Annotated in this window: 20 protein-coding genes; 7 read left to right on the forward strand and 13 right to left on the reverse strand. The window is 39.9% G+C overall.

The features are described from left to right. Positions 1-23 precede the first annotated feature (23 nt). The 8 genes from AACH28_RS25145 to AACH28_RS25180 form a co-directional block, all read right to left on the reverse strand. A complete protein-coding gene (locus tag AACH28_RS25145) occupies positions 24-236 on the reverse strand; it encodes a DUF6965 family protein (RefSeq protein ID WP_120332699.1) in 213 nt (70 codons plus the stop codon). A 25-nt stretch (positions 237-261) separates the two neighbouring features. Next, positions 262-1,728, reverse strand: coding sequence for an efflux transporter outer membrane subunit (locus tag AACH28_RS25150; RefSeq protein WP_341831850.1), 1,467 nt, complete (start codon positions 1,726-1,728; stop codon positions 262-264). Continuing rightward, a complete protein-coding gene (locus AACH28_RS25155) occupies positions 1,728-4,880 on the reverse strand; it encodes an efflux RND transporter permease subunit (protein ID WP_341831851.1) in 3,153 nt (1,050 codons plus the stop codon). Before AACH28_RS25155 ends, AACH28_RS25150 begins: the two co-directional genes overlap by 1 nt. A 77-nt stretch (positions 4,881-4,957) precedes the next feature. Next, entirely contained in the window at positions 4,958-6,121 is a 1,164-nt protein-coding gene (locus AACH28_RS25160; RefSeq protein WP_232475553.1) for an efflux RND transporter periplasmic adaptor subunit, read from the reverse strand. A gap of 245 nt (positions 6,122-6,366) precedes the next feature. Then, entirely contained in the window at positions 6,367-7,200 is an 834-nt protein-coding gene (locus tag AACH28_RS25165) for an AMP nucleosidase (RefSeq protein WP_198385934.1), read from the reverse strand. Positions 7,201-7,323: 123 nt separating this feature from the next. Beyond that, entirely contained in the window at positions 7,324-8,574 is a 1,251-nt protein-coding gene (gene clpX, locus AACH28_RS25170; protein WP_286736140.1) for an ATP-dependent Clp protease ATP-binding subunit ClpX, read from the reverse strand. 2 nt (positions 8,575-8,576) lie between these two features. Continuing rightward, positions 8,577-9,278 (reverse strand): ATP-dependent Clp endopeptidase proteolytic subunit ClpP, encoded by a 702-nt coding sequence (gene clpP / locus AACH28_RS25175; protein WP_046674530.1) that lies wholly within the window; start codon positions 9,276-9,278, stop codon positions 8,577-8,579. 169 nt (positions 9,279-9,447) lie between these two features. Continuing rightward, on the reverse strand, positions 9,448-9,909 hold the full coding sequence (locus AACH28_RS25180) for a type I restriction enzyme HsdR N-terminal domain-containing protein (protein ID WP_075993269.1): 462 nt from the start codon (positions 9,907-9,909) through the stop codon (positions 9,448-9,450). A gap of 412 nt (positions 9,910-10,321) precedes the next feature. Between AACH28_RS25180 and holA the strand changes: the two genes are divergently transcribed. Further along, the gene (holA, locus tag AACH28_RS25185; RefSeq protein WP_088162120.1) at positions 10,322-11,329 is read left to right on the forward strand and encodes a DNA polymerase III subunit delta; all 1,008 of its coding nucleotides are present in this window, start codon (positions 10,322-10,324) and stop codon (positions 11,327-11,329) included. A gap of 68 nt (positions 11,330-11,397) precedes the next feature. Here holA and AACH28_RS25190 read toward each other — a convergent pair whose 3' ends face one another. After that, complete coding sequence (locus tag AACH28_RS25190) at positions 11,398-12,744, reverse strand: IS5 family transposase (protein ID WP_341831852.1); 1,347 nt, start codon at positions 12,742-12,744, stop codon at positions 11,398-11,400. Positions 12,745-12,969: 225 nt separating this feature from the next. On the opposite strand from AACH28_RS25190, the gene AACH28_RS25195 reads away from it, so the two are divergent. The 5 genes from AACH28_RS25195 to AACH28_RS25215 all read left to right on the forward strand — a co-directional run bounded on the left by AACH28_RS25195 (position 12,970) and on the right by AACH28_RS25215 (position 19,162). Further along, positions 12,970-13,587, forward strand: a complete 618-nt coding sequence (locus AACH28_RS25195; protein WP_075993267.1) for a TetR/AcrR family transcriptional regulator — start codon at positions 12,970-12,972, stop codon at positions 13,585-13,587. Then, positions 13,577-14,887 (forward strand): TolC family protein, encoded by a 1,311-nt coding sequence (locus tag AACH28_RS25200; protein WP_120332703.1) that lies wholly within the window; start codon positions 13,577-13,579, stop codon positions 14,885-14,887. Before AACH28_RS25195 ends, AACH28_RS25200 begins: the two co-directional genes overlap by 11 nt. Positions 14,888-14,901: 14 nt before the next feature. Beyond that, complete coding sequence (locus AACH28_RS25205) at positions 14,902-16,005, forward strand: HlyD family secretion protein (RefSeq protein ID WP_088162118.1); 1,104 nt, start codon at positions 14,902-14,904, stop codon at positions 16,003-16,005. Positions 16,006-16,007: 2 nt separating this feature from the next. Continuing rightward, complete coding sequence (locus tag AACH28_RS25210; RefSeq protein WP_120332704.1) at positions 16,008-17,591, forward strand: MDR family MFS transporter; 1,584 nt, start codon at positions 16,008-16,010, stop codon at positions 17,589-17,591. A 341-nt stretch (positions 17,592-17,932) separates the two neighbouring features. After that, positions 17,933-19,162, forward strand: a complete 1,230-nt coding sequence (locus tag AACH28_RS25215) for a sterol desaturase family protein (protein ID WP_286736141.1) — start codon at positions 17,933-17,935, stop codon at positions 19,160-19,162. Between the two features lie 70 nt (positions 19,163-19,232). Here AACH28_RS25215 and AACH28_RS25220 read toward each other — a convergent pair whose 3' ends face one another. Genes AACH28_RS25220 through AACH28_RS25230 form a run of 3 tightly spaced genes read right to left on the reverse strand, consistent with a single transcriptional unit; the run spans position 19,233 to position 22,538 of the window. Beyond that, entirely contained in the window at positions 19,233-20,324 is a 1,092-nt protein-coding gene (locus AACH28_RS25220; RefSeq protein WP_286736142.1) for a glycosyltransferase family 4 protein, read from the reverse strand. Positions 20,325-20,373: 49 nt separating this feature from the next. Further along, positions 20,374-21,375, reverse strand: coding sequence for a lysylphosphatidylglycerol synthase transmembrane domain-containing protein (locus AACH28_RS25225; RefSeq protein WP_341831853.1), 1,002 nt, complete (start codon positions 21,373-21,375; stop codon positions 20,374-20,376). After that, positions 21,363-22,538 carry a glycosyltransferase family 1 protein gene (locus AACH28_RS25230; protein WP_120332706.1) on the reverse strand — a complete coding sequence of 392 codons (1,176 nt, stop codon included), beginning with the start codon at positions 22,536-22,538 and terminating at the stop codon, positions 21,363-21,365. Before AACH28_RS25230 ends, AACH28_RS25225 begins: the two co-directional genes overlap by 13 nt. A 203-nt stretch (positions 22,539-22,741) precedes the next feature. Here AACH28_RS25230 and AACH28_RS25235 point away from each other — a divergent pair, with 203 nt between their 5' ends. Further along, entirely contained in the window at positions 22,742-23,728 is a 987-nt protein-coding gene (locus AACH28_RS25235; protein ID WP_088162113.1) for an endonuclease/exonuclease/phosphatase family protein, read from the forward strand. A gap of 129 nt (positions 23,729-23,857) precedes the next feature. On the opposite strand, the gene AACH28_RS25240 is transcribed toward AACH28_RS25235, so the two are convergent. Continuing rightward, positions 23,858-25,483 carry an ABC-F family ATP-binding cassette domain-containing protein gene (locus AACH28_RS25240; protein WP_088162112.1) on the reverse strand — a complete coding sequence of 542 codons (1,626 nt, stop codon included), beginning with the start codon at positions 25,481-25,483 and terminating at the stop codon, positions 23,858-23,860. Between the last annotated feature and the right edge of the window lie 142 nt (positions 25,484-25,625).

The raw sequence follows: 25,625 nt of genomic DNA on the forward strand, positions 1-25,625 counted from the left end.
ATAAAGAAGAGGTCTAACAGATGTTAGGCCTCTTCTTTATTTTCTAAGGCATCCTTGAATTTAAGAAGTCTAATCCAGGATGGACATTTGCTTAGATCTTTTTTCCATAATCCAACATGGATAAAACTTGTGCTCAAGAAACGTTGTACGTCGAAGACCTGCATATCTTGCTGTATTTCTAACGATTCAGGCAAGTCTTTGGATTGAAAATATTGTTGTAATTCTTCTGGAGTCATACCACAAAAATAGCGTTTTAAATCCTTATCTCCAACCTCCTCCGAGTGCCCGGTACAGATCCACAAATGCATCTAAATGCTGTTGCCTTAACTCGACCAGATCGAGGTCACTGTTTAGGGCATTGCTTTGCGCTGTAATAACCTCTAAATATGTGGCGTAGCCACTTTTAAAGAGTAAACCCGCGTTTTTGACGGCAAGATGTGCATTATCGACTCTTTCTTTGGCCAAAGACAATTGCTCCCGTTGCTTGTCGACCGTGACCACTGCATTAGAGACTTCGGCTACGGCTTCCACGACCTTTTGTTGCAATTGGATTTCGGCTTTATCACGATCCAATTTAGCGACCTCATACTGTGTTTTCAAGGTTTTGTTTTTGAAAATAGGTGTGGTCAAATTCCCGGTTATTCCACCGAGCAATGCCCCTGGTATATTGAACCAATTTTTGGGGAGCATACTATTTACGCCTAATACGCCGCCCACGGTCAATGAAGGATAACGCATGGCCTGTTGGATATTGGCATTCGCATTGGCTGCCATCAATTGAAATTCAGATGATCGGATATCTGGTCTATTGCGCACAATTTCGATCGGGGAACCGAGGGAGATGTCTTTGCTTTCCGCGAAGAGATGCTCGTAAGAAGTACCTCTTTTGATGCTGTCGGGTAATTTTCCAGTAAGTGTCTGAAGCGCATTTTCCTGGATGACAATTTCCTTTTCGATTTCGGGAACAAGGGATGCCGCCAATAGGCGCTGTGATTGTGTTTGTTGGATCGCCAAGGCGGTGATCTCACCCGCTTCATATTGGAGCTTGATCATACGCAGTGTACTATCGTTTAACTGAACGTTGCGTTTGGCAACCTCGATCTTGGCATCGAGCATCAAGAGATTGAAGTAACCTTTTGCGACAGCAGTTATGATAGAGGTCTGTATGGCATTTTTTGCCTCCTGTGTATCCAAATACTCGGCTAATAGCTGCTCCTGTTTGCTACCTATTTTCTTCCAGATATCTATTTCCCAGCTAAAATTAATATCGGAACCAAACATAGATTGATAGACAAACATATTTTGCGGTGCCTTTTCACCTTTATGATCATAATATTTGGTCAGGGGACCACTGCCAAAGTCTTTCGATCGCCAGGTGCGGTTTCCATTGGCAATTGTCGCATTTACACTCGGCAGATAATTGGCTTTGTTCTGCGCCAAAACTCGGGTTGAAATCTGCAGATTGAGCAATGCTGTCTTCATCTCAAAATTATTCGCTAAGGCAGAGTCAATCAATAGTTTCAATGTGGGATCGTGAAAGAAGGATTTCCAATGGATCAGTCCCATACTGGAGGTGTCTCCGAAATAATCCAGCGTATCGCCACGAAAGTTTTCGGGAAGTTTGAGTTTGGGCTGCACATAATCTTTGCCGATCTTACAGGCATTCATCAGGCCTAAGAGACCAATGATGATCGATATTCCCGAAAGGTATTTTTTTATGTTTTTCATTATTCTTCCTCTTCTTTAGCTAGTTTATCATGTAGTTTTTCATCCAGGCTTTTGAATACGACAAAGAGTACAGGGATGATAAAGATGCCGAATGCTACACCAAAGAGCATGCCGCCGGCGGCGCTGAAACTGATCGAATGGTTACCGATCGCCGAGGGACCAACCGTCCACATCAAGGGTACCAGGCCAGCAACAAATGCCAAACTGGTCATCAAGATTGGCCGTAACCTAAGTTTTGAGCCGTTAATGGCAGCTTCGACGATACTTTTGCCATTTTTACGCTCCTGCACGGCAAATTCGACGATCAGAATAGCATTTTTGGCCAAAAGACCAATAAGCATGATGAGTCCTACTTGCACATAAATGTTGTTTTGAAGTCCCACAAGGTTGATCACGGAAAATACGCCGATCAGTCCCACAGGTATAGACAGTAATACTGCCCAAGGAAGAATGTAGCTTTCATATTGAGCGGAAAGCAGGAAGTAGACGAATAGGATACTAAGCGCAAAAATCAATATCGTCTGTGAGCCGGATTGACTTTCTTCATAGCTCATGCCCGTCCATTCAAAACCGTAATTACCCGGAAGTTTGTTGTCGGCCAACTTTTGGATAGCCTGCATCGCATCATCTGTACTATAGCCTTCCGCGGGTGTAATATTTACTGCAATTGCATTGTATAGATTGTAACGCGTGATGGTTTCTGGACCCACAGTCTTTTCTAAGGTCAATATGGTGTTAATAGGCACCATTTCGCCTTTACTGTTGCGCACAAAAATTGAATTGAAGGATTCGGGATCTTTGCGGAAGTCGAAATCTGATTGGACATAAACACGGTATTGGCGACCAAACCGATTAAAATCGCTCGCCTGTACACGCGCAAAATAAGATCGGATTGTGGACATGAGATCTTTGATCTCAACTCCTAGAGATTTTGCCTTTACAGCATCGATATTTACTTCATACTGAGGGAAGTTTGATTTAAAACTTGTGTAAGCACTTCGTATTTCCGGTAAGGTATTGAGTTGGTTAATAAAGGTATCTGCAATGGTGTTAAAATCCCGAATGTCACCACCCATTCGATCCTGAAGAACCATTTCAATTCCTGCAAAGTCTCCAAAACCCTGTACGGTAGGCCGGGGGAATACTGTAAACGTTGCTTCATTAATCTGGGATAGATCATTTCTGATGGTATCCATAAACGCATTGATATTTTTGATGTACTCGCGTTTGGCATGTGGTTTTAAGGTGATATAACCAGCGGCAAATGCCGGGCTTGAGCTTCCGTCCAGGGCATTAAAACCAGAAACTGTTGTCATTCCATTGATGTCCTGTCTTTTCTTTAAAATACTATCGGCACGATGAAGAACCTCAGTTGTTCGGCTCAATGAAGCGCCGGGAGGGAGGGCAATGTTGTACGTGATAAATCCATCATCTTCTGTCGGAATAAAACTTTTGGGTGTTTTAATCATAAACACAATGCCAAGTGCTGTAATTAAAATTAAGCCTGCCCAGGCTATTTTCTTATTCTTGATCAGTATTTCTACAATCGAGACATAACGGGCGGTCAGTCGATCAAAAGAGGTATTGAATGCTTTAAAGAAGCGATCTTTAAATTGATTGATTTTGCCGTTTTTTTGATTGGTATGCTGTTGCGGGGCTTTCAGGAGTAGCGCACATAGGGCTGGACTTAACGTCAATGCATTGAGTGCTGAAATCAGAATCGCTGTTGCCAGGGTGTAAGCAAACTGGCGATAAAAGATACCTGCTGGCCCTTCCATAAATCCTACAGGCAAAAATACAGCAGCCATGACCATGGTTATGAACAGGATAGCTCCCGTAATTTCGGACATCGTCGATAATGTAGCGGCTCTGGGTTTCATTACTGTGCTGTGCATTTTTTCGTGGATGGCCTCAACGACGACAATGGCGTCATCCACTACGATTCCAATGGCTAACACCAGGGCAAACATCGTGAGGACATTGAGCGAAAATCCAAAAAGCTGCAGAAAAAAGAAGGTTCCCACCAATGAAACCGGGATTGCAATTGCAGGGATCAAGGTGGATCTAAAATCTTGCAGGAAGATAAAGACAATAATAAATACCAGGATAAAGGCTTCAAAAAGGGTGTGCTCAACCTGGTTGATCGATTCATCGATCTGGTCACGTACAGAGTAGGTCACCTCATAGTGTATGCCTTTTGGAAATGTTTTGGATTGTTCCTCGAGAACCTTTCTGACGGCAATATCAATATCATGGGCGTTGGAACCACTGGTTTGTGTTAAGTTGAGTGTAAGACCGGGATGTCCATTTACCTTATTGTCGCTGCTTAGATTTGTAGCACCGAATTCGACGCGTGCCACATCTTTTAAATAGAGCACGGAACCGTCGGTGTTGGTTTTGATCACAATACTCTGGAATTCCTCCGGAGTGGTGAAACGCCCTTTATGACGGATCACTGTTTCGAAAGCTTCATCTGAGGTTTCTCCAAATTTACCGGGGGCAATCTCAAAGTTTTGATCTTTTATAGCATTGGTGACATCTTGTGGGACGAGGTTATACAGGGCTAGTTTTTCGGGATTCAACCAAAGTCGCATCGCATAATCCCTTGCTCCCAAACGGGAAACCTGGGCTACACCATCAACACGCAGCAAAGGCCGCATCAGGTTAATCTGTGCATAAGCCTGGAGAAAGGTTTCGTCGTAGGCACTATCCTGATGATCAGAGTAGAGATTGATGGTCATAATGACACCCGTTTGCCGTGGCATGACCGTGATTCCGGCCTCATTTACTTCTGCGGGAATGGAACTGATTGCTTTGGAAATCCGTGTCTGTACGTTGACCGAGGCAATATCAGGATTGGTACCTGTCTTAAAATAGACCGACACACTTCCCGATCCTGAATTGGAGGCAGATGACTTGATATAGGTCATATCCTCTACACCATTGATGGCTTCTTCGATAGGTAGTAAAACGCTTTTTGCTACAGTCTCGGCATTAGCTCCCGGATAACTTAGTGAAACAAGCACACTTGGTGGTGCAATTTCTGGAAAACGCGAGACAGGCAGAAGTTTTAGCCCAACTAAGCCCAAGATTACCAGGATAATGGAAACCACCGTGGCTAATACAGGCCTATTTATAAATGTTTTTAGCATATATATGGAATTTTAAACACGCTACATGAAGTGTACAGTATGTCTGACACCTTGTAGCATGTAAAAATGATAGATAATTATTTCTGTAAAATCGGGGTTACTGGTGAACCGTCGGTCAATTTGTCAAATCCACTGGTAATAACGCGATCGTTTTCCTGTAGTCCTGAGTAGACGATATAATTGTTTTTACTTTTGCCTGTCAGTTGGATATTTCGTTTTTGTGCTTTGTTGTTTTGGTCCAGTATATACACGAAGGTTTTATCCTGCAATTCATTGACTGCAATCTGCGGGATTTGAAGAACGTCTTTTTTAACCTCTGCAATTTTAAGTGTACCACTACTTCCGGACCGAAGTATATTGTCGTGATTTTGAAATGTCGCACGCAAGGAGATCGCACCTGTAGTACGGTTGATCTGACCATTGACGGCATCCACTATACCTTTTTTTGCATATTCTTCGCCATCCGCAAGGACGAGCGTAACTTCGGGAAATACAAGCTTCTGATTCTGGTTGTATTTTTTCCCTTCCAAGCTATCTTTTTTTGCCTGTGCTTTGGAAAAATAAAGAAAGTCAGATTCATTCATGGAGAAATAAACATAGACTTCCTGGATATCTGAAAGATAGGTGAGGGGTTCTTTATCACCTTTTGAGACCAGATTCCCGATACGTTTTGGGATCCGACCAATGTAACCGCCTACCGGAGCGGTGATAACCGTAAAATCCTTACTGATCTGAGCGGAACGTACGGCTGCGATGGCCTGATCCAGTGTCGCCTTGGCTACCTGATAATCTGATTTGGCCGAAGCCAACCTGACATCGGAGATAACGTCGTTTTGAACCAGCGGCTTCAATCGGTCGACTTCGAGCTGTGCATTTTTAAGTTTGGCTCTGGCGACCTGCTCTGTAGCAACCATGTTATTGAGATTTTCCTGATAAGTAGAGGGGTCTACTTTGAACAGTTTCTGGCCTTTTTGAACAAAAGAACCTTCATCGATATAAATTTCCTGAAGCAGTCCTTCGACCTGTGGGCGGACCTCAACGTTAACTTTACCTTCTATGGTGCCCAAATAATCCTTGATGGTGGTAGCATCTGATTTAGTGACGGTATAGACGGGCAAGGCCACGTTTTTTTCTTTGGTTTTATTTTCTTTTGAAGAACTTGAAGAACAACTTACCTGTGTGGCTAAGGCTGAACAAATCAATAGGGATACTTTAAAAATAGATAATGTTTTTTTCTTCACAATGCTTGATTAATTTTTACGATATATGTGTTGGGTAATATGAATATTACAATATAAACGCCAAATAGTTTAATTATTGTGAAGATTAACATTTGTTAACATCTCAAATTTTAGTTAATAACTGTTCAATTATTAATCAATAATAATGTTTAATAGTTTTAAGTATTTGATAGTTATTGTTTTATAGAGAGGAGTGCATCATATTTTCCCGCCAAAGGAAAATATGATGTTGCTTGCATTGTACCTTAGAATTTAAGGTGCTTCACGGTCAATCCGTTATTGATAAGCTGTTTTAAAGCATCAATACCTATACCGATATGTTCTTCCACATATTTTGCTGTAACGGTTACATCACTGACCGAAGTTTTTACTCCTTCTGGCACCATCGGTTGATCTGAAACTAGCAGTAAAGCACCTGTTGGAATCTTGTTGGCAAATCCGACGCTGAATATCGTTGCGGTTTCCATATCAACGCACATGGCACGGATTGATTTTAAATATTTTTTGAAAGCTTTGTCATGTTCCCAAACCCGTCTATTGGTGGTGTATACCGTTCCAGTCCAGTAATCGCGTTGGTGATCCCGAATTGTAGTGGATATGGCCTTTTGCATGGCGAAGGCAGGTAATGAAGGTACTTCTGGTGGAAAGTAGTCATTAGATGTTCCCTCGCCGCGGATAGCGGCAATTGGAAGAATCAATTCACCTACAGGAATTTTTTTCTTGATACCCCCGGTCTTACCCAAGAATAGAACGGCTTTTGGTGCAATTGCTGATAATAGATCCATAATGGTTGCGGCCATTGGACTTCCCATTCCGAAATTGATAATGGTGATACCTCCGGCAGTGACGGATTGCATCGGTTTGTCTTCCCCGTAAATAGGAGCATTATCATGCATTTCAGAAAACAGGTGGATATATTTTGAAAAGTTCGTTAAAAGGATATACTCCCCAAACTCTTCCAAAGGCCTTCCCGTATAACGGGGAAGCCAGTTGTTCACGATTTCTTCTTTGGTTTTTAAACCTGGTGTGATCGGACTATTTACGGTATTCTTTGCACTTCTCTTTGTTGTCATAGTCATTAAATTTAATTTCTTGAATCTCTTATCTTCCTGTCAACATTCCGTTATGGCTATGTTATTATTGTAATATAAGATTTTTAATTCTTTTCTAAAAAAAAATCCCGTTCAGCGAACGGGATTTTTTTAAGCGACTTTAAGCTTTTTTAAATCGGACTTTTCGAATTTTTTCTTCGCATAGTCCAAGGTAATTTCTAATGCTTTCTGTCCCGTTTGTTCTTTTGTTGACGGAATCTCAAACATGGCATCCAGCATAATGGCTTCGCATATGCTGCGGAGGCCACGGGCTCCAAGTTTAAATTCGTCAGCTTTATCAACAATAAACGTATATACGTCAGGATCAAATTTTAGTTCGATACTTTCGTATTCAAACAACTTCTTATATTGTTTTACCAATGCATTTTTTGGTTCAGTCAAAATGCTCAGTAAAGTTTCCTTATCCAATGGATTTAAGTAAGTCAATACAGGAAGACGGCCAATTAACTCTGGAATTAAACCAAAGTTCTTTAAGTCTTGAGGTGTAATATACTTGTATAGATTGTTCAAGTCAATTTCCTCTTCGTCTTCGTTCATTTTATAACCTACTGTTTGCGTGCGCAGACGGTTTGCAATTTTCTTTTGAATACCGTCGAATGCACCACCACAGATAAATAGAATATTACTTGTATTGACTGCGATCATTTTTTGATCCGGGTGTTTACGGCCGCCTTGCGGTGGAACGTTTACAACCGTACCTTCTAAAATCTTCAATAAAGCTTGCTGCACACCTTCACCCGATACATCTCTTGTAATAGACGGATTGTCGCTTTTACGTGCGATTTTATCAATCTCATCGATATAGATAATACCGCGTTCTGCAGAGGCTACATCATAATCTGCTGCTTGCAATAAACGTGTTAATATACTTTCTACGTCTTCCCCTACATACCCTGCTTCTGTCAATACAGTTGCATCCACAATACAGAAGGGGACGTTGAGTATCTTGGCAACAGTTTTTGCAAGCAAGGTTTTACCTGTACCTGTTTCACCAACGATAATCAAATTGGATTTTTCGATTTCAATCTCGTCTTTATCCACTTTCTGATTTAAACGTTTATAGTGATTATAAACTGCTACTGAAATTACTTTTTTCGCATCATCCTGACCGATTACATATTGATCCAGGTGAGTTTTAATCTCCAAAGGACGGATCAACTTTAAAGCAGTCTGTAAAGTTTTACTTTTTCGTTGTTTTAATTCTTCTGCCAAGATTTCGCCTGCCTGCTGGATACATCTGTCACAGATGTGTGCTCCGTTGCCTGCAATAAGCATCTGGGCTTCATTTTTGCTTATGCCACAAAACGAACAGTGAATGTCTCTATCGTTATTCTTTGCCATTGTTATTTAATAATCTCCTTCTTAGGAAGTAAAATCTCGTCAATCATACCGAATTCTTTGGCTTCATTGGCTCTCATCCAGTAATCGCGATCTGAAGATTTTTCTACCCATTCGTAAGTTTGTCCAGAGTGATCTGAAATAATGGTGTATAATTCTTCTTTCAATTTCATCATCTCACGTAAGTTGATTTCCATATCGGCAGCAACTCCTTGTGCACCACCGGAAGGTTGGTGAATCATGACGCGTGAGTGACGTAAGGCTGCACGTTTGCCTTTTGCACCAGCAACTAAAAGAACAGCTCCCATAGACGCAGCAATACCTGTACAGATCGTCGCTACATCTGGTGTGATATATTGCATGGTATCATAAATTCCTAGTCCAGCGTATACGCTTCCACCTGGTGAATTGATGTAGATTTGGATATCACGTTGTGCATCGGTAGATTGTAGGAACAAGAGCTGTGCCTGAATAATGTTGGCTACCTGATCATCAATACCGCTGCCTAAAAATATGATACGGTCCATCATCAAACGCGAAAACACATCCATTTGAGCAACGTTCAATTGACGTTCTTCAACGATGTAAGGTGTAAGGTTTGTTGGAATGCTTGTCTCTGTACGAGCAATGAAGCTATCAACATGTTGGCTTCCAATACGGTGATGCTTTACTGCATATTTTCTGAATTCGTTTTTATCTATATTCATCTTTTTATTTTTTCTATTCTGTAGGACTAATATAAAACTATATTTTAAAAATCAAATAAATTGAAAAGATGTTTTACATCTACTTTACATTTTTTCGGTGATCCCCTTTCAAGACTTGGGGGACACTGTATCTCCGGATTAATTCTTTATCTATTTCATGCATAGCTCCTTAGTCAATTTCGTTGTAGTTGGGGAGGTCTTCCAAAAATTCGTAAGACGCGTTGATAAAATCAATTTTACAATAGTAATGATTCATGCCATTGCTCACTAATAGGTATGGTATACGATGAACCGTATTATAATTTGCAATTTGCTCAAATACCTGTTGGGTGATTTTTATATGTGGCGCTTTAAACTCGGCTAACACGACCTTATGCCCGCTACTGTTGTAAATCAATAAATCACTTCGTTTCTGAAGGTTATTTAATTTCAATCCGCCTTCAATATGCATCAGTGATTTGGGGTAATTTTTCATGAGCGACAAATAATTGATCCAATGTTGTCTAACCCATTCCTCCGGTGTTAATACCAAGTCCTTTTTTCTGAGCTCATCAAAGATGTAAATCGCATTGTTCTTCTTGGATATTTTAGCTTTAAATGGCGGTAAGTTCAGTGGAGTCGGTGAAAACATACACAAATATACTAAAATATTAGCAAAAGAAATAAATTCGTCAAGTCCGAAGGATGGTGTTTTTTTGACTAGTCTGATTTTTTAGGCCGGGGGAAACCCGAGGTCTGTATTTATGATGCGATTACTTAGCGAGATGGTGAAAGTTATGTTGCTAAATGTTCATGGCATTAAATCAATAGTTTAATGTAATCGCGATACATGAGTCAATTATAAAAGCGTAATTTTACGGAGTTACTCGGTTGAATTGCCATTAAAATCGTAATTTTGCTTCGCATAAAAAGCCCATGGTCGAACTCGAAAGACATTTTGATATGTGGTGACATGGGGGTATTTTAGCCTTCGCAGATGGCTTGGATACCGAAAACAAATCTGGGCAACTGATCTATTGCGGACGAATAAATAGACTATATATATGAACATAAATCCGATCTTATCCGATATTAAGAACAGGTCTTTTAAACCAGTGTATTTATTGCAAGGGGAGGAGAGTTATTTCATTGATACCATTGCCGACGCTTTGGAAGCAACCGTATTGAATGATGCGCAGAAAGGCTTTGATCAATCGATTTTTTACGGAAAAGATATCGATATCTCTACGATTGTCAATGCAGCAAAGAGGTATCCTATGCTAAGTGACTATCAGGTGATTATTATCAAGGAGGCACAGGAGCTAAAATGGAAATCGGATACGGAAGAACTGTTGACTAAATACCTGGAACATCTTACACCGACAACCATTCTTGTGTTTTGTTTTAAACATGGGAAATTTGACAAACGCAAAAAGATCTATAAGGTCTTTGAAAAAAAAGGACTAGTTGTTGATGCTGCCAAACTATACGACGATAAGGTGGGCCCTTGGATTGGAGCTTATGTGAAAGATGCCGGCTGGCGCATTCATCCGCAAGCGACGATGATGATTGCGGACTATCTCGGTAATGATCTGTCCAAAGTGTCCAATGAACTTGACAAGCTCATGCTTAATGTTCCAAAGAGTCAAGAGATCAGCATGGAAGATGTTGAACGAAATATTGGTATCTCCAAAGATTATAATGTTTTTGAATTAAATACTGCATTGGCTAAACGTAATGCCCTAAAAGCTTATCAGATCGTTGATTATTTTGTGGCCAACCCCAAAAATAATCCGCTGGTAATGGTCATTGGACAAATTGCCACCTACTTCACGAAGATTCTCAAATACCATTATCTGATCGACAAATCGGTCGCAGCAAAAGAATTGGGGGTACATCCTTTCTTTTTGAAAGAATACGAGCTTGCTGCAAGAAATTACAACCGGCGGAAAACTTTCGATGTGCTCAATGTATTGAAGGAGACTGATTTAAAATCTAAAGGTGTCAATGTGCCGAGCAATTTCAATAGTGAAGAGATTTTAAAAGAAATGATCTATCGGATACTTAACTAATCCCATCCAACAGCAAGAACACCAGAAATGGTGTTTTTTTTTACACAAATTTAATAATTAGTCGTTCCTTAACAAAACCCACTTTTTAATTTATTTTTAAAAACAGGATTAGAAAACAGCATAATTTGTATCTTATAAAATAAGAAAATAATTTTCTGTTTCAGTAGTTCCATCATTTTCTTCATGTTCCAAGCGGTTGCAGCTAGTAATGCATTGATTTGTGGTCCCGTTTCTCCCATGAAGTAATTTTTTGCCAGCCTAAAATCGGTTTTTAAATGTCCGATGATAGGTTCTATTGCCGCTCTGGTTCTAAATTTTTTGCGCTTTGTCTGCTTTTGATAAGCAGTGTCTTTTTTTCTTGGAGTGCTTGGGATGGAGATTTTCACGCCCTTTATTTCTGATTTTCCTCTGCCACCTCTATCGTAAAGGAGTTCTTTTGGGAGCTTTTGACCACCGGTTTCCATCTGTTCCAAAAGTGGTTCTATGGTGTGACCATCGTAAGGAGTTTGCAAAAATGCTTTAATCCCGAGAATGATTTTCTTGCCTTTGTTGGCGGTGGTTATCAAACCTACCTTATTCCCAAATTCATACTGGCTATGCGCTTTTCCTTTGGCAATACATCGGGTAAAAGGCTTGTGAATGCTGTAAATTTTATCGGCATCGTTTCTTTTTTGTGTGACAACCTTGGTGTACAATGTCATTAAATCTTTATAAAATTCTTGCTGTTCTGCATTAAAATTCCGTTGCAATTCACGAATCAGTCTCATGGCGATGGTTTTGAGCTGTCTTTGAGATTTCCTTGCCGCTTTTGCCCGCTTGGGATGTTTTCCGTTGTAGGTGTTGCGCACCATTTGTTTGCTGACTTTTGTGTAGCGTTGTCTTTGTTTTATGCCTTCATTTCCGGCTATTTTGTTGCAATAATCGATCACTTTTTTGCACAATTTTGCATCGGTAGGAAAAGAGGTATTATTCTCCTGAACGGTAGTATCGGACAAAACAAAATTTGAGGTGTTCGTCTTGGCATCGTGCATTCTTACGCTGTAGGCAAAGATTTTTTCGATGCCTTTTTCGCCAATTCTTTTTCGGAAATGAACAAAATTACTCGGGTCACAAGGAAATTCGTGTTCAAAGAAAACCCTGCCACAAAAATGCTGCATATAAGGATTCATGATCCAGGCTTTTTCCAACGTCTCATCGCCCAAATTATACAAATGTTTCAGTAGCAAACAACCCACCATAAACCGAATCGGATGGCTCGGATTGCCCACTTTGGAATACAAGGGCGAAAATTCTTTCTCAAAATAATTCCAATCTATTTTTTCTGAAAGTAGAACAAGTTCATGCTCGTGGTCAATAAAATCCACCAACATTGGGCGGAATAATTCTGGCTTCTTTTCTGGATTTTTCCCCAACATATTTGCAAGGTTTTAAAGCTTTAAGATACAAATTCTTGCAATAAAAAACAAGCTATTTTAAACCCAAAATACTAATAATCAGTAAATTATAGGTGGTTTAAGGAGAGACTAATTAAACACTTGTTTAAATTAAACGTTTGTTTAACTTTGTCGCGCATTTAGCGAGAACGTATTTTATAATCGCTATGAATATGCGATTGTATCTTTAAAAGATCGAGGTTTAAAATGGAATTTAACGAGAAACAGATTGATATTCTGCTTGCAGCAGAGCGTCTTTTTGCAACAAAAGGATTTGATGGGACTTCCGTTCGTGATATCGCCAATGAGGCGAATGTGAATGTTGCGATGATCAACTATTATTTTGGATCAAAGGACAAGCTACTGGATACGTTTTTTGAATGGCGTGTTCCTGATTTTATGATCAATGTGGATGAGTTGGCGCTTGTCGATAATGCGTTGGATAAAATTGACGCTATGGTGGATAAATCGTTTAAGTCCATGAACTCGCATCGTAAACTGTATCATATCATCACCATTGAAAGTTCGTTAAAACAACGCATGCTGATCTCGGAGGCTTTTCGCAAACTCAAGCTGCACAATCTTGAAGTGATATCGTCTGTTATCAATGCGGGGGTAGAACAGGGTGTATTCAAAGCGGGTTATGATCCCATCTTGATCCACTCCATGATGATGGGCGTATTTATGAATTTTCAGATGAATCATTGTTTTTTACAGGATCAGTTGCATATCGATAACGATGAGGACTATGCAAATTATATAGAAACAACTTTAACAGAATTTATACAGAAAACAATTAAAGCTTTATTGACATATGAAAAATAAGTTGGCCAATTTGAGTGCTTTATTGCTTTTAAGTCCTATGGGTCTGTTGGCGCAAGACAACAAACACATGACTTTGGAAGAGATAATTCACTTGGCCGCAAATCAAAGCGTGGAAGCAAAGTCTACCGATACGAAGATATTGGGGAGACAGCTCGAAGTCGAAACTGCCAAATCGAAACAGCTTCCTGATGCAAAATTGAGTGGACAATACATGGCTATGACTACTCCAAATGTGAATTTAAAGTTGGCTTTAGGTGAAGGGGGCTCTGCTCCGGATATTGCTGCAAACCAATTGTGGTTAGGACAGGCTTCGGTGAGCATGCCAATCTATACAGGTGGACGTATTAAAGGGGGAATTAATATTGCAAAAGATGTATTAAAAGCCGAGGAATACAACGCTGTAGCAAGTAAAGAACAACTGGCTATACGTGCAGTAAATCTTTATTTAAGTCTTTATAAGGCTCAGCAAACCAACTTGTTGATTGCTGAGAATATCAAGCAGTCTGAGCAGCGTGTTTCGGATTTTAAAGCGATGCTTGACAATGGTTTGATCGCGCGTAACGACCTGTTAAAAGCAGAACTGCAGCTTTCAAATTATCAGGTTTCGCTTCAGGAAGCACAGAAAAATATCAAGGTGCTGAATTATCAATTGGCTAATTTTTTGAAAATTGATGAGGATACGCAGTTGGATCAGATCAATCTGGCTGAGGTGAACGGTGTTGATTTGGGTTTAAAAGCATCTTATGACGCTGCGAAAACCTCGCGTTCTGATGTGAAATCTTTGGAGTCACAACGGTTGGTTGCAGAGGACCAGTTGAAGGTAACAAAAGCATCTACATTGCCACAGGTTTCTGCAACGGCAGGTTACAATGCTTTTGGTTTGCAAAAAGTGGTTACCGTAACAAATGCGGCCATGGTAGGTGTAGGTGTATCCTACGACATCGGTTCACTTTATAAAAACAAAAGAGAAGTGAATGTTGCGAAAAATCATATCCGGGAAATTGATGAGCACATTGAATTATTAAACGATAAGGTGAAAGTGCAGGTTCAACAGGCCAATGAAAACTATATGCTGGCACAAAAGCAGGATGTGGTTTACCATCAGGCGGTGGATCAGGCAGTTGAAAATTATCGTATTACAAAAGATAAGTACGATAATGGTATCGCGGATACGGACGATTTGTTAACGGCCGACGTACAGCAGCTTCAAAGCAAGATCAATCTTGCGATCAGCAAAGCAAATACCATTGAAAAATATTACGACCTGCTGTTAGCAAATGGGTCTTTAAACATTAAATAGCAATTAATCTAGACATGGAAAATACAGTAGAAAACGCACCTGAAAAGAAAGGTACAAATAAAAAATTCACAATTATTTTGGCTGCATTGGTCATCTTCGGAGGAGCCTATGGTGCTTATAAATATATGCACGGTCAGGCGCATGAAACGACAGACGATGCGCAGGTAGAGAAAAATATGAGTCCGATCATTCCACGTGTTGGTGGGTTTATCTCGAAAGTGTACGTAAAAGATAATGATTTGGTTAAAAAAGGGGATACGTTGTTCACCATTGAGAGCCAAGATTATCAGGTTCGTGTGGATGAAGCGCTAGCAGCCTTGGCAGCAGCTCAAAGTAGCTTTGATGTTTCGAAGGCAGATGTATCTGCATCTTCGGCGAATGTAGCCATCTCGGATGCAACGATCCAATCTAATTTGGGCAGCATCGATGCAGCACGTATTCGTGCTAAGCAAGCGAATAATGATTATATCCGCTACCAAAACTTATACAACAATCAGTCAATTACGAAACAACAGTATGAGCAGGCATTAACAGCGAAATTGGAAGCTGACAAGCAGGTTGAAATTTTGCAACAACAACGTAACGCCAGTGCTTCACAACGTAATGCAGTCGTGAGTAAGACTACAGTAGCTTCAAAGCAAACTTCTGTTGCTGAGGCAAATATAAAAAGAGCGAATGCGCAACTTGAAGCGGCTAAATTGAACCTTTCTTATACTGCAGTACTTGCTTCTGTGGATGGCCAGGTATCGAATATCAAGGTACAACCAGGGCAGATGGTCAATCCAGGTCAATCTTTGTTCTACATTGTAGATAATATTGAAACTTGGGTCGTTGCTAACTTTAAGGAGACGCAATTGGAAAAAATAAAACCTGGACAAAAAGTCGGTATTAAAGTGGATGCTTATCCTGCTATTGAGTTTGAAGGCGAGGTAAACTCTTTCTCTCCAGCCACTGGTTCACGTTTCTCTTTATTGCCTCCAGATAATGCAACGGGTAACTTTGTAAAGACTGTTCAGCGTTTACCCGTAAAGATCAAATTGACAAAAGACAATAAAGCAGAAAATGTGGCTTTGCTCAGACCGGGCATGAATGCTGACGTAGATGTGCATGTTAAATAACTATGGAAAATTTAAATCAACAAGATAGTCTGGTTGAATATGGTTTTCGTCGCGTTGTAATCACGATTACAGCGGTGCTTTGTGCGCTGTTGGAAATTGTGGATACAACGATTGTCAATGTGGCCCTGAACGATATGAAAGGTTCATTGGGGGCGACGCTGACGGATGTCGCATGGGTTATCACAGCTTACGCAATTGCCAATGTAATTGTGATTCCGATGACCAGCTGGTTGTCCCAACAGTTTGGGCGTAGAAATTACTTTGCGGCTTCTATTATCATATTCACAGTATCTTCATTTTTGTGCGGTAATGCAACCAATATGTGGGAGCTTGTTGCATTTCGCTTTATACAAGGGATGGGTGGGGGAGCCTTACTGGTTACAGCCCAGACTATTATCACGGAAAGTTATCCCAAAGAAAAACGTAGTATGGCCCAAGCTATCTACGGGATGGGCGTCATTGTTGGTCCTACATTAGGGCCGCCGTTGGGTGGGTACATCATCGATAACTTCTCTTGGCCTTATATCTTTTATATCAATGTGCCGCTTGGCATTATTGCGACCTTGTTGACCTTATCTTTTGTACGCAGTCCTAAATACAGTCAAAAGCAGTCTGCTAGGGAAGTGGATTGGTTCGGTATGATATTTTTGATCATGTTTATTGGTTCACTTCAGTTTGTATTGGAACATGGACAACAGGATGACTGGTTTGACGATCCTTTGATTTTAGGCTTATCGATTTTGTCTGTCTTTGGATTACTGTTTTTTATATGGCGGGAATTGGTGTACGATAAACCGATTGTTAACCTGCGTGTATTGAAGGATAAGAATTTACAGGTGGGTGTGGTGATGAGCTTTATTCTTGGTTTTGGCTTGTTCGGATCGACCTTTATTATTCCCATCTATACGCAGTCGATATTGGGATGGACCGCAACAGATGCTGGTTTGCTCTTGTTACCGAGTTCGATTATGACCGGTATCATGATGCCTTTTATCGGTAAGATGATCCAAAATGGTGTTCCTCAGAAGTATATGGTTGCTTTAGGGCTATGTATCTTTTTTGGCTTTTGTTTTTGGATGTATAGCCTCATGACAAACGATACAGGTTCGGAGCATATGTTTTGGCCATTGATTCTCCGCGGAGTTGGCCTAGGATTGTTGTTTGTGCCTGTTATGACACTGTCTTTATCAACGTTACATGGTAAGTCAATCGGTGAAGGAGCTGCTTTTACTGGGATGATGCGTCAATTGGGTGGTTCATTTGGAATTGCTTTGATTACGACATTTATCGCCCGTGATAGCCAAAAACACCGTGTTGATCTGGTGGCTAATTTAGATCCAAGTAAGTTTGATGTGCAACAACGGGTGCAGCAATTGCAGATGAGTTTTCAGGCGAAAGGTTTTTCACCTAATGAGGCTTTGGCCAAAGCGCATCAAATATTGGACTTGAGTGTGATGAAACAAGCAACAGTGCTATCTTACATGGATGTGTTCCTGTACCTCGGGGTTGTCTTTCTGATTTGTGTCCCTTTTGTATTGATGATCAAACAGGGGAAAACACAGATCGATATGTCCAGTGTACATTAATATTGGATTCGTCTGCTGCGCTGTTATTATAGTGCACCATCAGTGAAGAATAATTTATCGTTCAATCAGAAGTCCTCAAAAGTGTTTAACTTTTTGAGGACTTTTTTTGTGCACGTTCTTTTGTGGTAGAAAATCACGTTGAGTTGGCGTTTCTTTTTGAGTTGGCTTTTGTTATTGTCGGGACGTTAGAAAGCATACATTTTTGTCCATTGAAAAACCTGATTTAAAATTGATTGTTTAATAATAAAGAGCTTGGAAGAATTGATCTTTTGGCATCAGAAAAGACGGTTCTTGTTGAATTGCGATTAAGGTAGATTTTTTGTCTTCAAAATAGCGACTGCATGTATACAGAAAAACTTAATTTTTTGGCGTTTATCATTCCCTTATTTTTAATCTTGATGGTGTTGGAATATTGGTATAGCCTCAAAAAACAGAAACGTTTTTATTCTTTTGATGAATCGATCTCAAATCTCAATGTTGGTATCGTCGAGCGTATGTGTGATATGTTTTCTGTTAGTTTGTTTTACTTTTTTTTCGTTTGGGTGTATCAAAACTTTGCGATATTTCACATTGAAGCGAATGTTTGGACCTGGGTTATACTTTTTCTATTTACAGATTTTCTCTGGTATTGGTATCATCGGTATAGCCATGAAATAAACTTGTTGTGGGCAGCTCATGTTGTACATCACCAAAGTGAAGATTATAACTTTACCGTAGCAGCCCGGATCACCATATTTCAAGCCGTTTTCCGTTCGTTATTTTGGGCTTTTATTCCCCTTTTGGGATTCCCTCCATTTATGATGACCGCTATTTTGTTGATTCATGGCGTATATCCATTTTTCTCCCATACGCAGACCGTAGGAAATTTGGGGATTTTGGAGCGTGTATTTGTAACGCCATCTCACCACCGGGTGCATCATAGCAGCAATGAAATCTATTTGGATAAAAATTATGGAGATATCCTGATTATTTGGGACAAGCTATTCGGAACATTTATCCCGGAACAAAAAGAAGAACCTTGTGTCTATGGACTCACAAAGCCCATTCATCGCTACACTTTTCTATGGCAGCATTTTCATTATTTATTTGAAATTGGTCTATCATTTAAGCGGGCCGAAGGATTTAAAAACAAAATGCGGACTATATTTGGTAGGCCTGACGATATACAGCCTGAAATTCGAGAAGAACTGGAAGAGCGCATATTTGCAGGAGCTAGGCCACAAGTTCATGCACAGGTATTAAGCCGCTATATCTTTTTTCAGTCCATGCTGACGATGCTCCTGCTTTTCTTTTTTTTGCTTTATGGTAATTATCAGCAACTCATACAACTCCTTATTGGCGGAGGATTTATTCTCTGTAGCGTCATTTGTATTGGGGGACTTCTAGAACATGAAGACTGGGTTTTTCCACTTGAGATGCTTCGGCTATTCTTATTACTACTGTATATCAGTCTAACTTTTTATTCAGCATTGGGGCTTGTTTTGGTAGGATGTTTCGCTTTGATTCAATTGATTTTTTATAAAACGTTAGCAGGTCACTATAAAAAAGTTTTGCGTCTTGAAAGATGTTGAAAAGTGCTTTCTGGAGAGCCATTCCCTCTAAATGATAGATGCGGTCAAATCTATGAAGTGTTACTGTCAATTATTGGTCTGCTGCTGTAACTAAGTCCGCAAATGATTGACAATAGGATCTGGCCATAATATCCCAGCTATATTGTTTTAGGGTATTTTGTTTAAATTGTAGGCTCAGGCTTTTATAATGGACTGGATTTGCTAAAATGGCTTGAAGTTGTTCGATCCATGCATTTTGGTTTTTGCTTGCCAGGAGCAGGCCATTGCAATTATGTGTTACGGCGCTTGTAATTCCTTCTAATTCGGCGGCCACAACAATGGTGCCTGCTGTAGAAGCCTCCAAACAGACGAGCCCAAAGCCTTCCATATCTCCGGGCACTTCAATATTGGGCATCAAGAAGGCCTGTGCGTTGGTCAAGAGGCTTTGCAGTTGTTCGAATGGGACTTTTCCAAGATGTTCAATTTTTTCGGGGTACGCTTTCAGTAATTTTCTGATCTCCCCCTGATCGGTCGGAAATCCGAGGAATAAGGTGATTAAATGATTTATCTTTTTGGGTATAAGCTCCAATAGGCGTTCTTTCCATGTAGGTTCGTGATCGAATGGACCTACCATCAGTAATTTGAAATCACCCTGGATAGCGGGAATGACATGTTTCATCAACCACGAGAAGCCCTTCCGTTTAACAGGGCGTCCCAAAGTGATAAAATAGGGCTTGCTTTGGCAGGCTGATTCATTGTTTGCAGTGGAGTGGTGTATCGGATCTACACCGTTGGGTATAACAATAATTTTGGATGGATCGATACCACGTAACTGGGCGGCGTCGGCGGTAGCTTGGCTAACCGCAATAAGCTGATCAAATGTATTAAACCGCGGTATGATCTTACGTTGAAAATAGCGAAAGGGAAATACAATATCCAGTCCGTGAAGCGTGGCAACTCGTTTTAAATGGGAATATCCTTTGTGAAAAGAGGCTAAAGACGCAATTAAACCATCATTAAAGTGAATAAGCTTGATGCCGGGGTTATCGTTAATTTTGGCTAGAATTCGGCGATTCAGCTGGAAGAAGAAAGCTAAAAGAGGTTCCCGGTTGTCATAGACTAAGGTGTGTACCTTCAAGTAAAGAGCCGCAGTATTGATCAGTTCAAAGCTTTGTTTTTCCATACCGCCAAAACTTGGGGGATATTTGTGGCTGACAAATAGTATTTCTATTTCAGATGGATACATGTACTGGTTTCCTTTTGATGCATAGATAAAATATAAAACCCAACGCTACCCAGGTGAGCTGTCGGCCGCGACGTAATAATGAAGCACTGAGCCAAATACTACCCCCAGTAATACCGATCATATGGAGTAGGAGCTTATTGGCGATTTCTTCAATACCCAGTTGCCCTGGAATAAAAGCACCGATGCTTTTCAGCACAATGACACTCATATCTACTATTAAACCATGTATTGGTTGTACTGCAACACCCAAAAATTTTAGAATATAATAGAATTCAAGGCTGCCAATAATCCAATGTAGTGCAAAAAGTAAGTAAGAATACCAAAAAACCTTATTTTGATGCCGATAAAAGTCTTTTACGTTCCAAAGTAGTGACTGAAAATGCGCTATTGCTTTTCCAAAAAGTGTTGCTGTTGAAGCCTTGGTTTGCGAGGGACTTTTTGCAACCATTAACCAATAAAATATCAGGATCATCAAAACGAACAAAAATAGACAGATAATATATATTACCGGGCCTGCGTAGCGTATAATTTCATTTTTTAAGGGAGAAAATACCAACCAAAGCATCGCAATCAAAAAGAGTGTCAATTGAGACAGTACGGCGGTAATACGGGATATTGCAACTGAATTCAATCCTTCTTTTAAGGGAATGTCATAACGGGTTATCAATTGTGCCTTTAATAAATCACCACCTATAATGCTTGTAGGGTTGAATAGTCCAACGGTTTCCCCGATTTGACGGATGGCAAAGAGTTCGATCAGATTGACCTTCTTTTTTGCGGAGCCCAAGCATATCCACCAAGCTAATGTGCCAACAAAATAGGCCGCGAAAGTCGTAAACAAAATAATTATAAAGCGATAACCAACGGAGGAGAGCTCTTTTTTCAAGGCATTTAAGTCGCTTTTCGCTAAAAAGACAGTGATGGACGCCAGAATCAAAAATAGAAAAATACCTTTGATGAGTTGGCTTGGGTTTGTTAGTTTGCCCATGCCAAATCGACTTCCTGTGTTTTGTCAATCAATAGTTCAATGTCATTAAAATAGCACCCAGATAGTCTATTCCAATCCAGTTGTCCGACATAGGATAGACCTTCATTGATGAGATTCTTTTTTAGGCTCATGTCAGAGAGAATTTTTTTGAGGTAGTAAACATATCCAGCTGCATTTTCAGGTTGACACTTAAATCCATTTTTCCCGTGCTGAATCAAGGAAGCCGAACCCCCACCATCGGCGATAACACAAGGAAGTCCGGATGCCAATGCTTCGACAACGACATTTCCGTACGTTTCTGAGACCGACGGAAAAACAAAGGCATCTGCCGAAGCATATAGAATTGCAAGCTCATCATGGCTTTTCTTTCCTAAGAAAATGGCATTAGGCATCTCTTGCATTGCAATTATTTTGGCTGTTCCTTCACCGACAACAATGAAATTATAGTCAAGATTCTGAGCTTGTATCTGTTGATAGATTTCAATAAGCGTTTTAATATTTTTTTCCCAGACGATACGACTGACAAAGAGGATTGTTGGTTTGTTATTCTTTGTGATAGTCTGCAGCTGAGATAGATTCTTTTTATTGGGGTTAAACAAGGCTGTGTCTATTCCTCTTTGCCACAGTTTTAATCCTTCTTGTTGTAAGCCGATCTGCTGTAATTCGTTTAGAATAGATTTGGTGGGTACATAGACAATATCACATTTGTTATAAAAGTTATTCATTGCTTTTTTCATCCATTGTTCAGTTGGCTTGACTAAGGGGAGTATGTTTTTGAAATAATAGGCAATGTATGAAATGAAGTGTGTATGATATATCGTAAGGACAGGAATACCTTTTCGTTTGGCATAATTTAATGCAAAAAAGCCTAAAAGCGAAGGCGTTGCAATATGGATCATGTCGGGAGCAAATTTATCTAAGGCGAGCTCAAGTTTCTTTTTAATAAGCTGAGGAATAGCGAGACAATAATCGTCGTTGACCGGTATTTTGAACGTGGGTACCTTGTAAGAATGAAAATTGCGAAATTGCGTAGGGCCGCCACCATAAATAAAAAAATAGTTGAATTTCTGCTGGTCTATACGGTTTATTAGCTGAAACATTGTCCGTGATGCACCGTCAAAATCCTCGACGAGTATCTCTGTAAAGAAGGCTACCTTTCTCATGTTATTCTTATTAGGGGTTGTATAAAAATAGCTGAAAGCTGTAACTCCTATGCTATGCAGGTATTAACCTTTTGTCATTATAGTGTTTATAAATTATTAGTTTTTAATAATTTGTGCATAATTATTAAAAATAGAATTAATTGAATATGATAATAGAGCTAATGTTGGCGCAGTAGCTTTGGAGTGAACGAAATATTCAATCCATGCTATTAGATCTATTGTTCGAAAAAAAAATTAGACCTAAGGGTTTTCGAAAGATTGTCATCTTATTTATTTGTGCGTCTGCGGGTGTTATGCTGGGTTTTAAGTTGAAGCCAAAACAACAGCCAAAGCTCAGTAATGCTGTGTATGCAGCTATGCCGGAAGCGACTTACGGAAAGCTAAATTTGTTAACGTACAATATAGCTGGCCTTCCTGAATTGATTTCCAGTGCTGTAACCGAGCGGTCTTCCAGTATTACGTCGATCGGCAATCGGATCAATGGGTTTGATATTGTCAATGTGCAGGAAGATTTTAACTACAACAAGTTCCTCTACAGCGAAAATAAGCATAGCTACCGAACGGCAAATATGGGTGGGGTACCTTTTGGGGACGGACTGAGCACACTTTCAAAATATCCTATTGTTGAGTTTGAGCGGGTAGGCTGGACTGATTGCAATGGCGCAGATTGTCTGACGCCTAAAGGCTTTTCTTATGCTCGAATTCAATTGGCCAAAGAAGTATTTATTGATGTTTATAATGTACATGCGACTGCTCAGGATGATCCGAATGCAACGATTGCCCGGCAGAAGAATATAAATCAGCTAAAGGCCTATATTAAAAAGTATTCGGCTGACAGACCACTTTTGATTATGGGCGACTTTAATGCACATTATGCTTACGAGCTGGATAACATCGGTTCTTTTCAGAAGGACTTAGGTTTGGTAGATGCATGGGTAAGTTTACGCAACAAAGGTAATATTCCTGGGCATCAAGTGAATTTTGAAGCGAAAACAGCATTGGAGTTGACAGAGGATTGCGAAGGTATTGATAAAATTTACTATCGCAATAACCATCATTTGCTATTTGAGGCAAAGAATTATCAGGTTCAAAAAAAGCTTTTTCAAAACGAAAAGGGACAGGATTTATCCGACCATTGTGCGGTGTCCTTACAATTAGGTTGGCGTGTTGTCAAACCTTCGGTTCAGTAAAGTAAAACTTTCTCAATTCTTTCATATCAATCGCGATTAGCACTGAACCCCTCAGTGCTTTTTTATTGTGCATCAAAAAAGCCCCATAAAATGAATTATGGAGCCTTTATTAAATTGGGATAAATTATCTTATTTATACATTTCTTCACGTTGTGCTTTCACCACATCGCTATTAATGTATTCATCGTAAGTCATCAATTTGTCGATGATACCTTTCGGCGTCAATTCGATGATTCTATTTGCAACAGTTTCAGTCAATTCGTGGTCACGGGATGTGAACAACATTGATCCTTTAAAATCAGACATTCCATTGTTCAATGCAGTGATAGATTCCAAATCCAAGTGGTTGGTTGGTTCATCAAAGATTAGGAAGTTGGCACCTTGAAGCATCATGCGAGAAAACATACAACGCATTTTTTCTCCCCCTGAAAGTACAGATACTTTCTTCATAACTTCTTCTCCAGAGAACAACATTTTCCCTAAAAATCCGCGTATAAATTGTTCGTCTGCCTCTGGGTTAGTTGTATAGTCTCTCAACCAATCGACCAAATTATCACTTTTTCCTTCGAAGAATGCGGCATTTTCAATCGGCATATCGGCAGGAGTGATGGTCACGCCCCATTTGAATTCGCCACTGAAATCGGTGTCTCTACCAGTTATAATATCATAAAATGCTGTCGTAACCAATGAATTTGGACCTAGAACAGCGATTTTATCGCCTTTATTAATCATAAAGGTAATATCTTTGAAGAATACCTCACCATTGACCGTTTTGCTTAATCCTTCGACTTGCAGCGTTTGATCTCCTGGTTCACGATTCATGGTATTGAACATGATGGCCGGATATTTACGGTTGGACGGTTTAATCTCGTCAATATTAATTTTATCCAATGCTTTCTTACGAGAAGTAGCTTGTTTGGATTTGGAAGCGTTGGCAGAGAAGCGACGGATAAATTCCTGAAGTTCTTTCACTTTATCTTCCATTTTCTTGTTTTGATCAGAACGTTGCTTTAACGCTAATTGAGAAGATTCGTACCAGAACGAGTAGTTACCCGTATAGATTGTCATCTTACCAAAATCAATATCCACCGTATGCGTACATACAGCATCCAAGAAGTGACGGTCGTGGGATACAACTAAGACGATTGCCTCGTAACTCGCTAAAAAATCCTCTAACCATGCGATGGTATTAATATCCAAATCATTGGTAGGCTCATCGAGAATCAAAATATCTGGTTTGCCAAATAATGCTTGCGCTAAGAGTACGCGGACTTTTTGGTTACCGTCAATTTCAGAAACTAACTTATAATGTAGTTCTTCTTTAATGCCCAAACTGCTCAATAAAGTTGCGGCATTAGATTCGGCATTCCATCCATCCATTTCAGCAAAAAGACTTTCCAGTTCGCCAGCACGTTCGCCGTCGGCATCAGAGAAATCCTCTTTCATGTAAATGGCATCTTTCTCTTTCATGATTTTGTAAAGCTCTTGGTTACCCATCATGACAGTTTCAAGAACAGTAAACTCATCGAAAGCATAGTGATCCTGACTTAAAACAGACATGCGTTCGCCTGGCGTGAATGCCACTGAACCTGTCGAAGGATCAACTTCCCCTGAGATAATTTTTAAGAAAGTAGATTTACCTGCTCCATTAGCGCCAATAATACCGTAACAGTTTCCAGGTGTGAATTTTAGATTGACATCTTCGAATAGTACACGTTTACCAAAACGAAGGGAGAGATTTGACACATTAATCATGCTGCAAAGATACGTTTTAATATTGTATTTTTAACTATTTACGGTGATCAGTTTCAGGAGAAATTGAAGAGAGTAATGTTGGGGAAATCCACTGTTTTTAGCTTCTTTGGCAAACCTGTATGCGCTGAAATTTCAATGGATG

It is taken from the genome of Sphingobacterium thalpophilum (assembly GCF_038396785.1).
Taxonomy (GTDB): Bacteria; Bacteroidota; Bacteroidia; order Sphingobacteriales; family Sphingobacteriaceae; genus Sphingobacterium; species Sphingobacterium thalpophilum_A.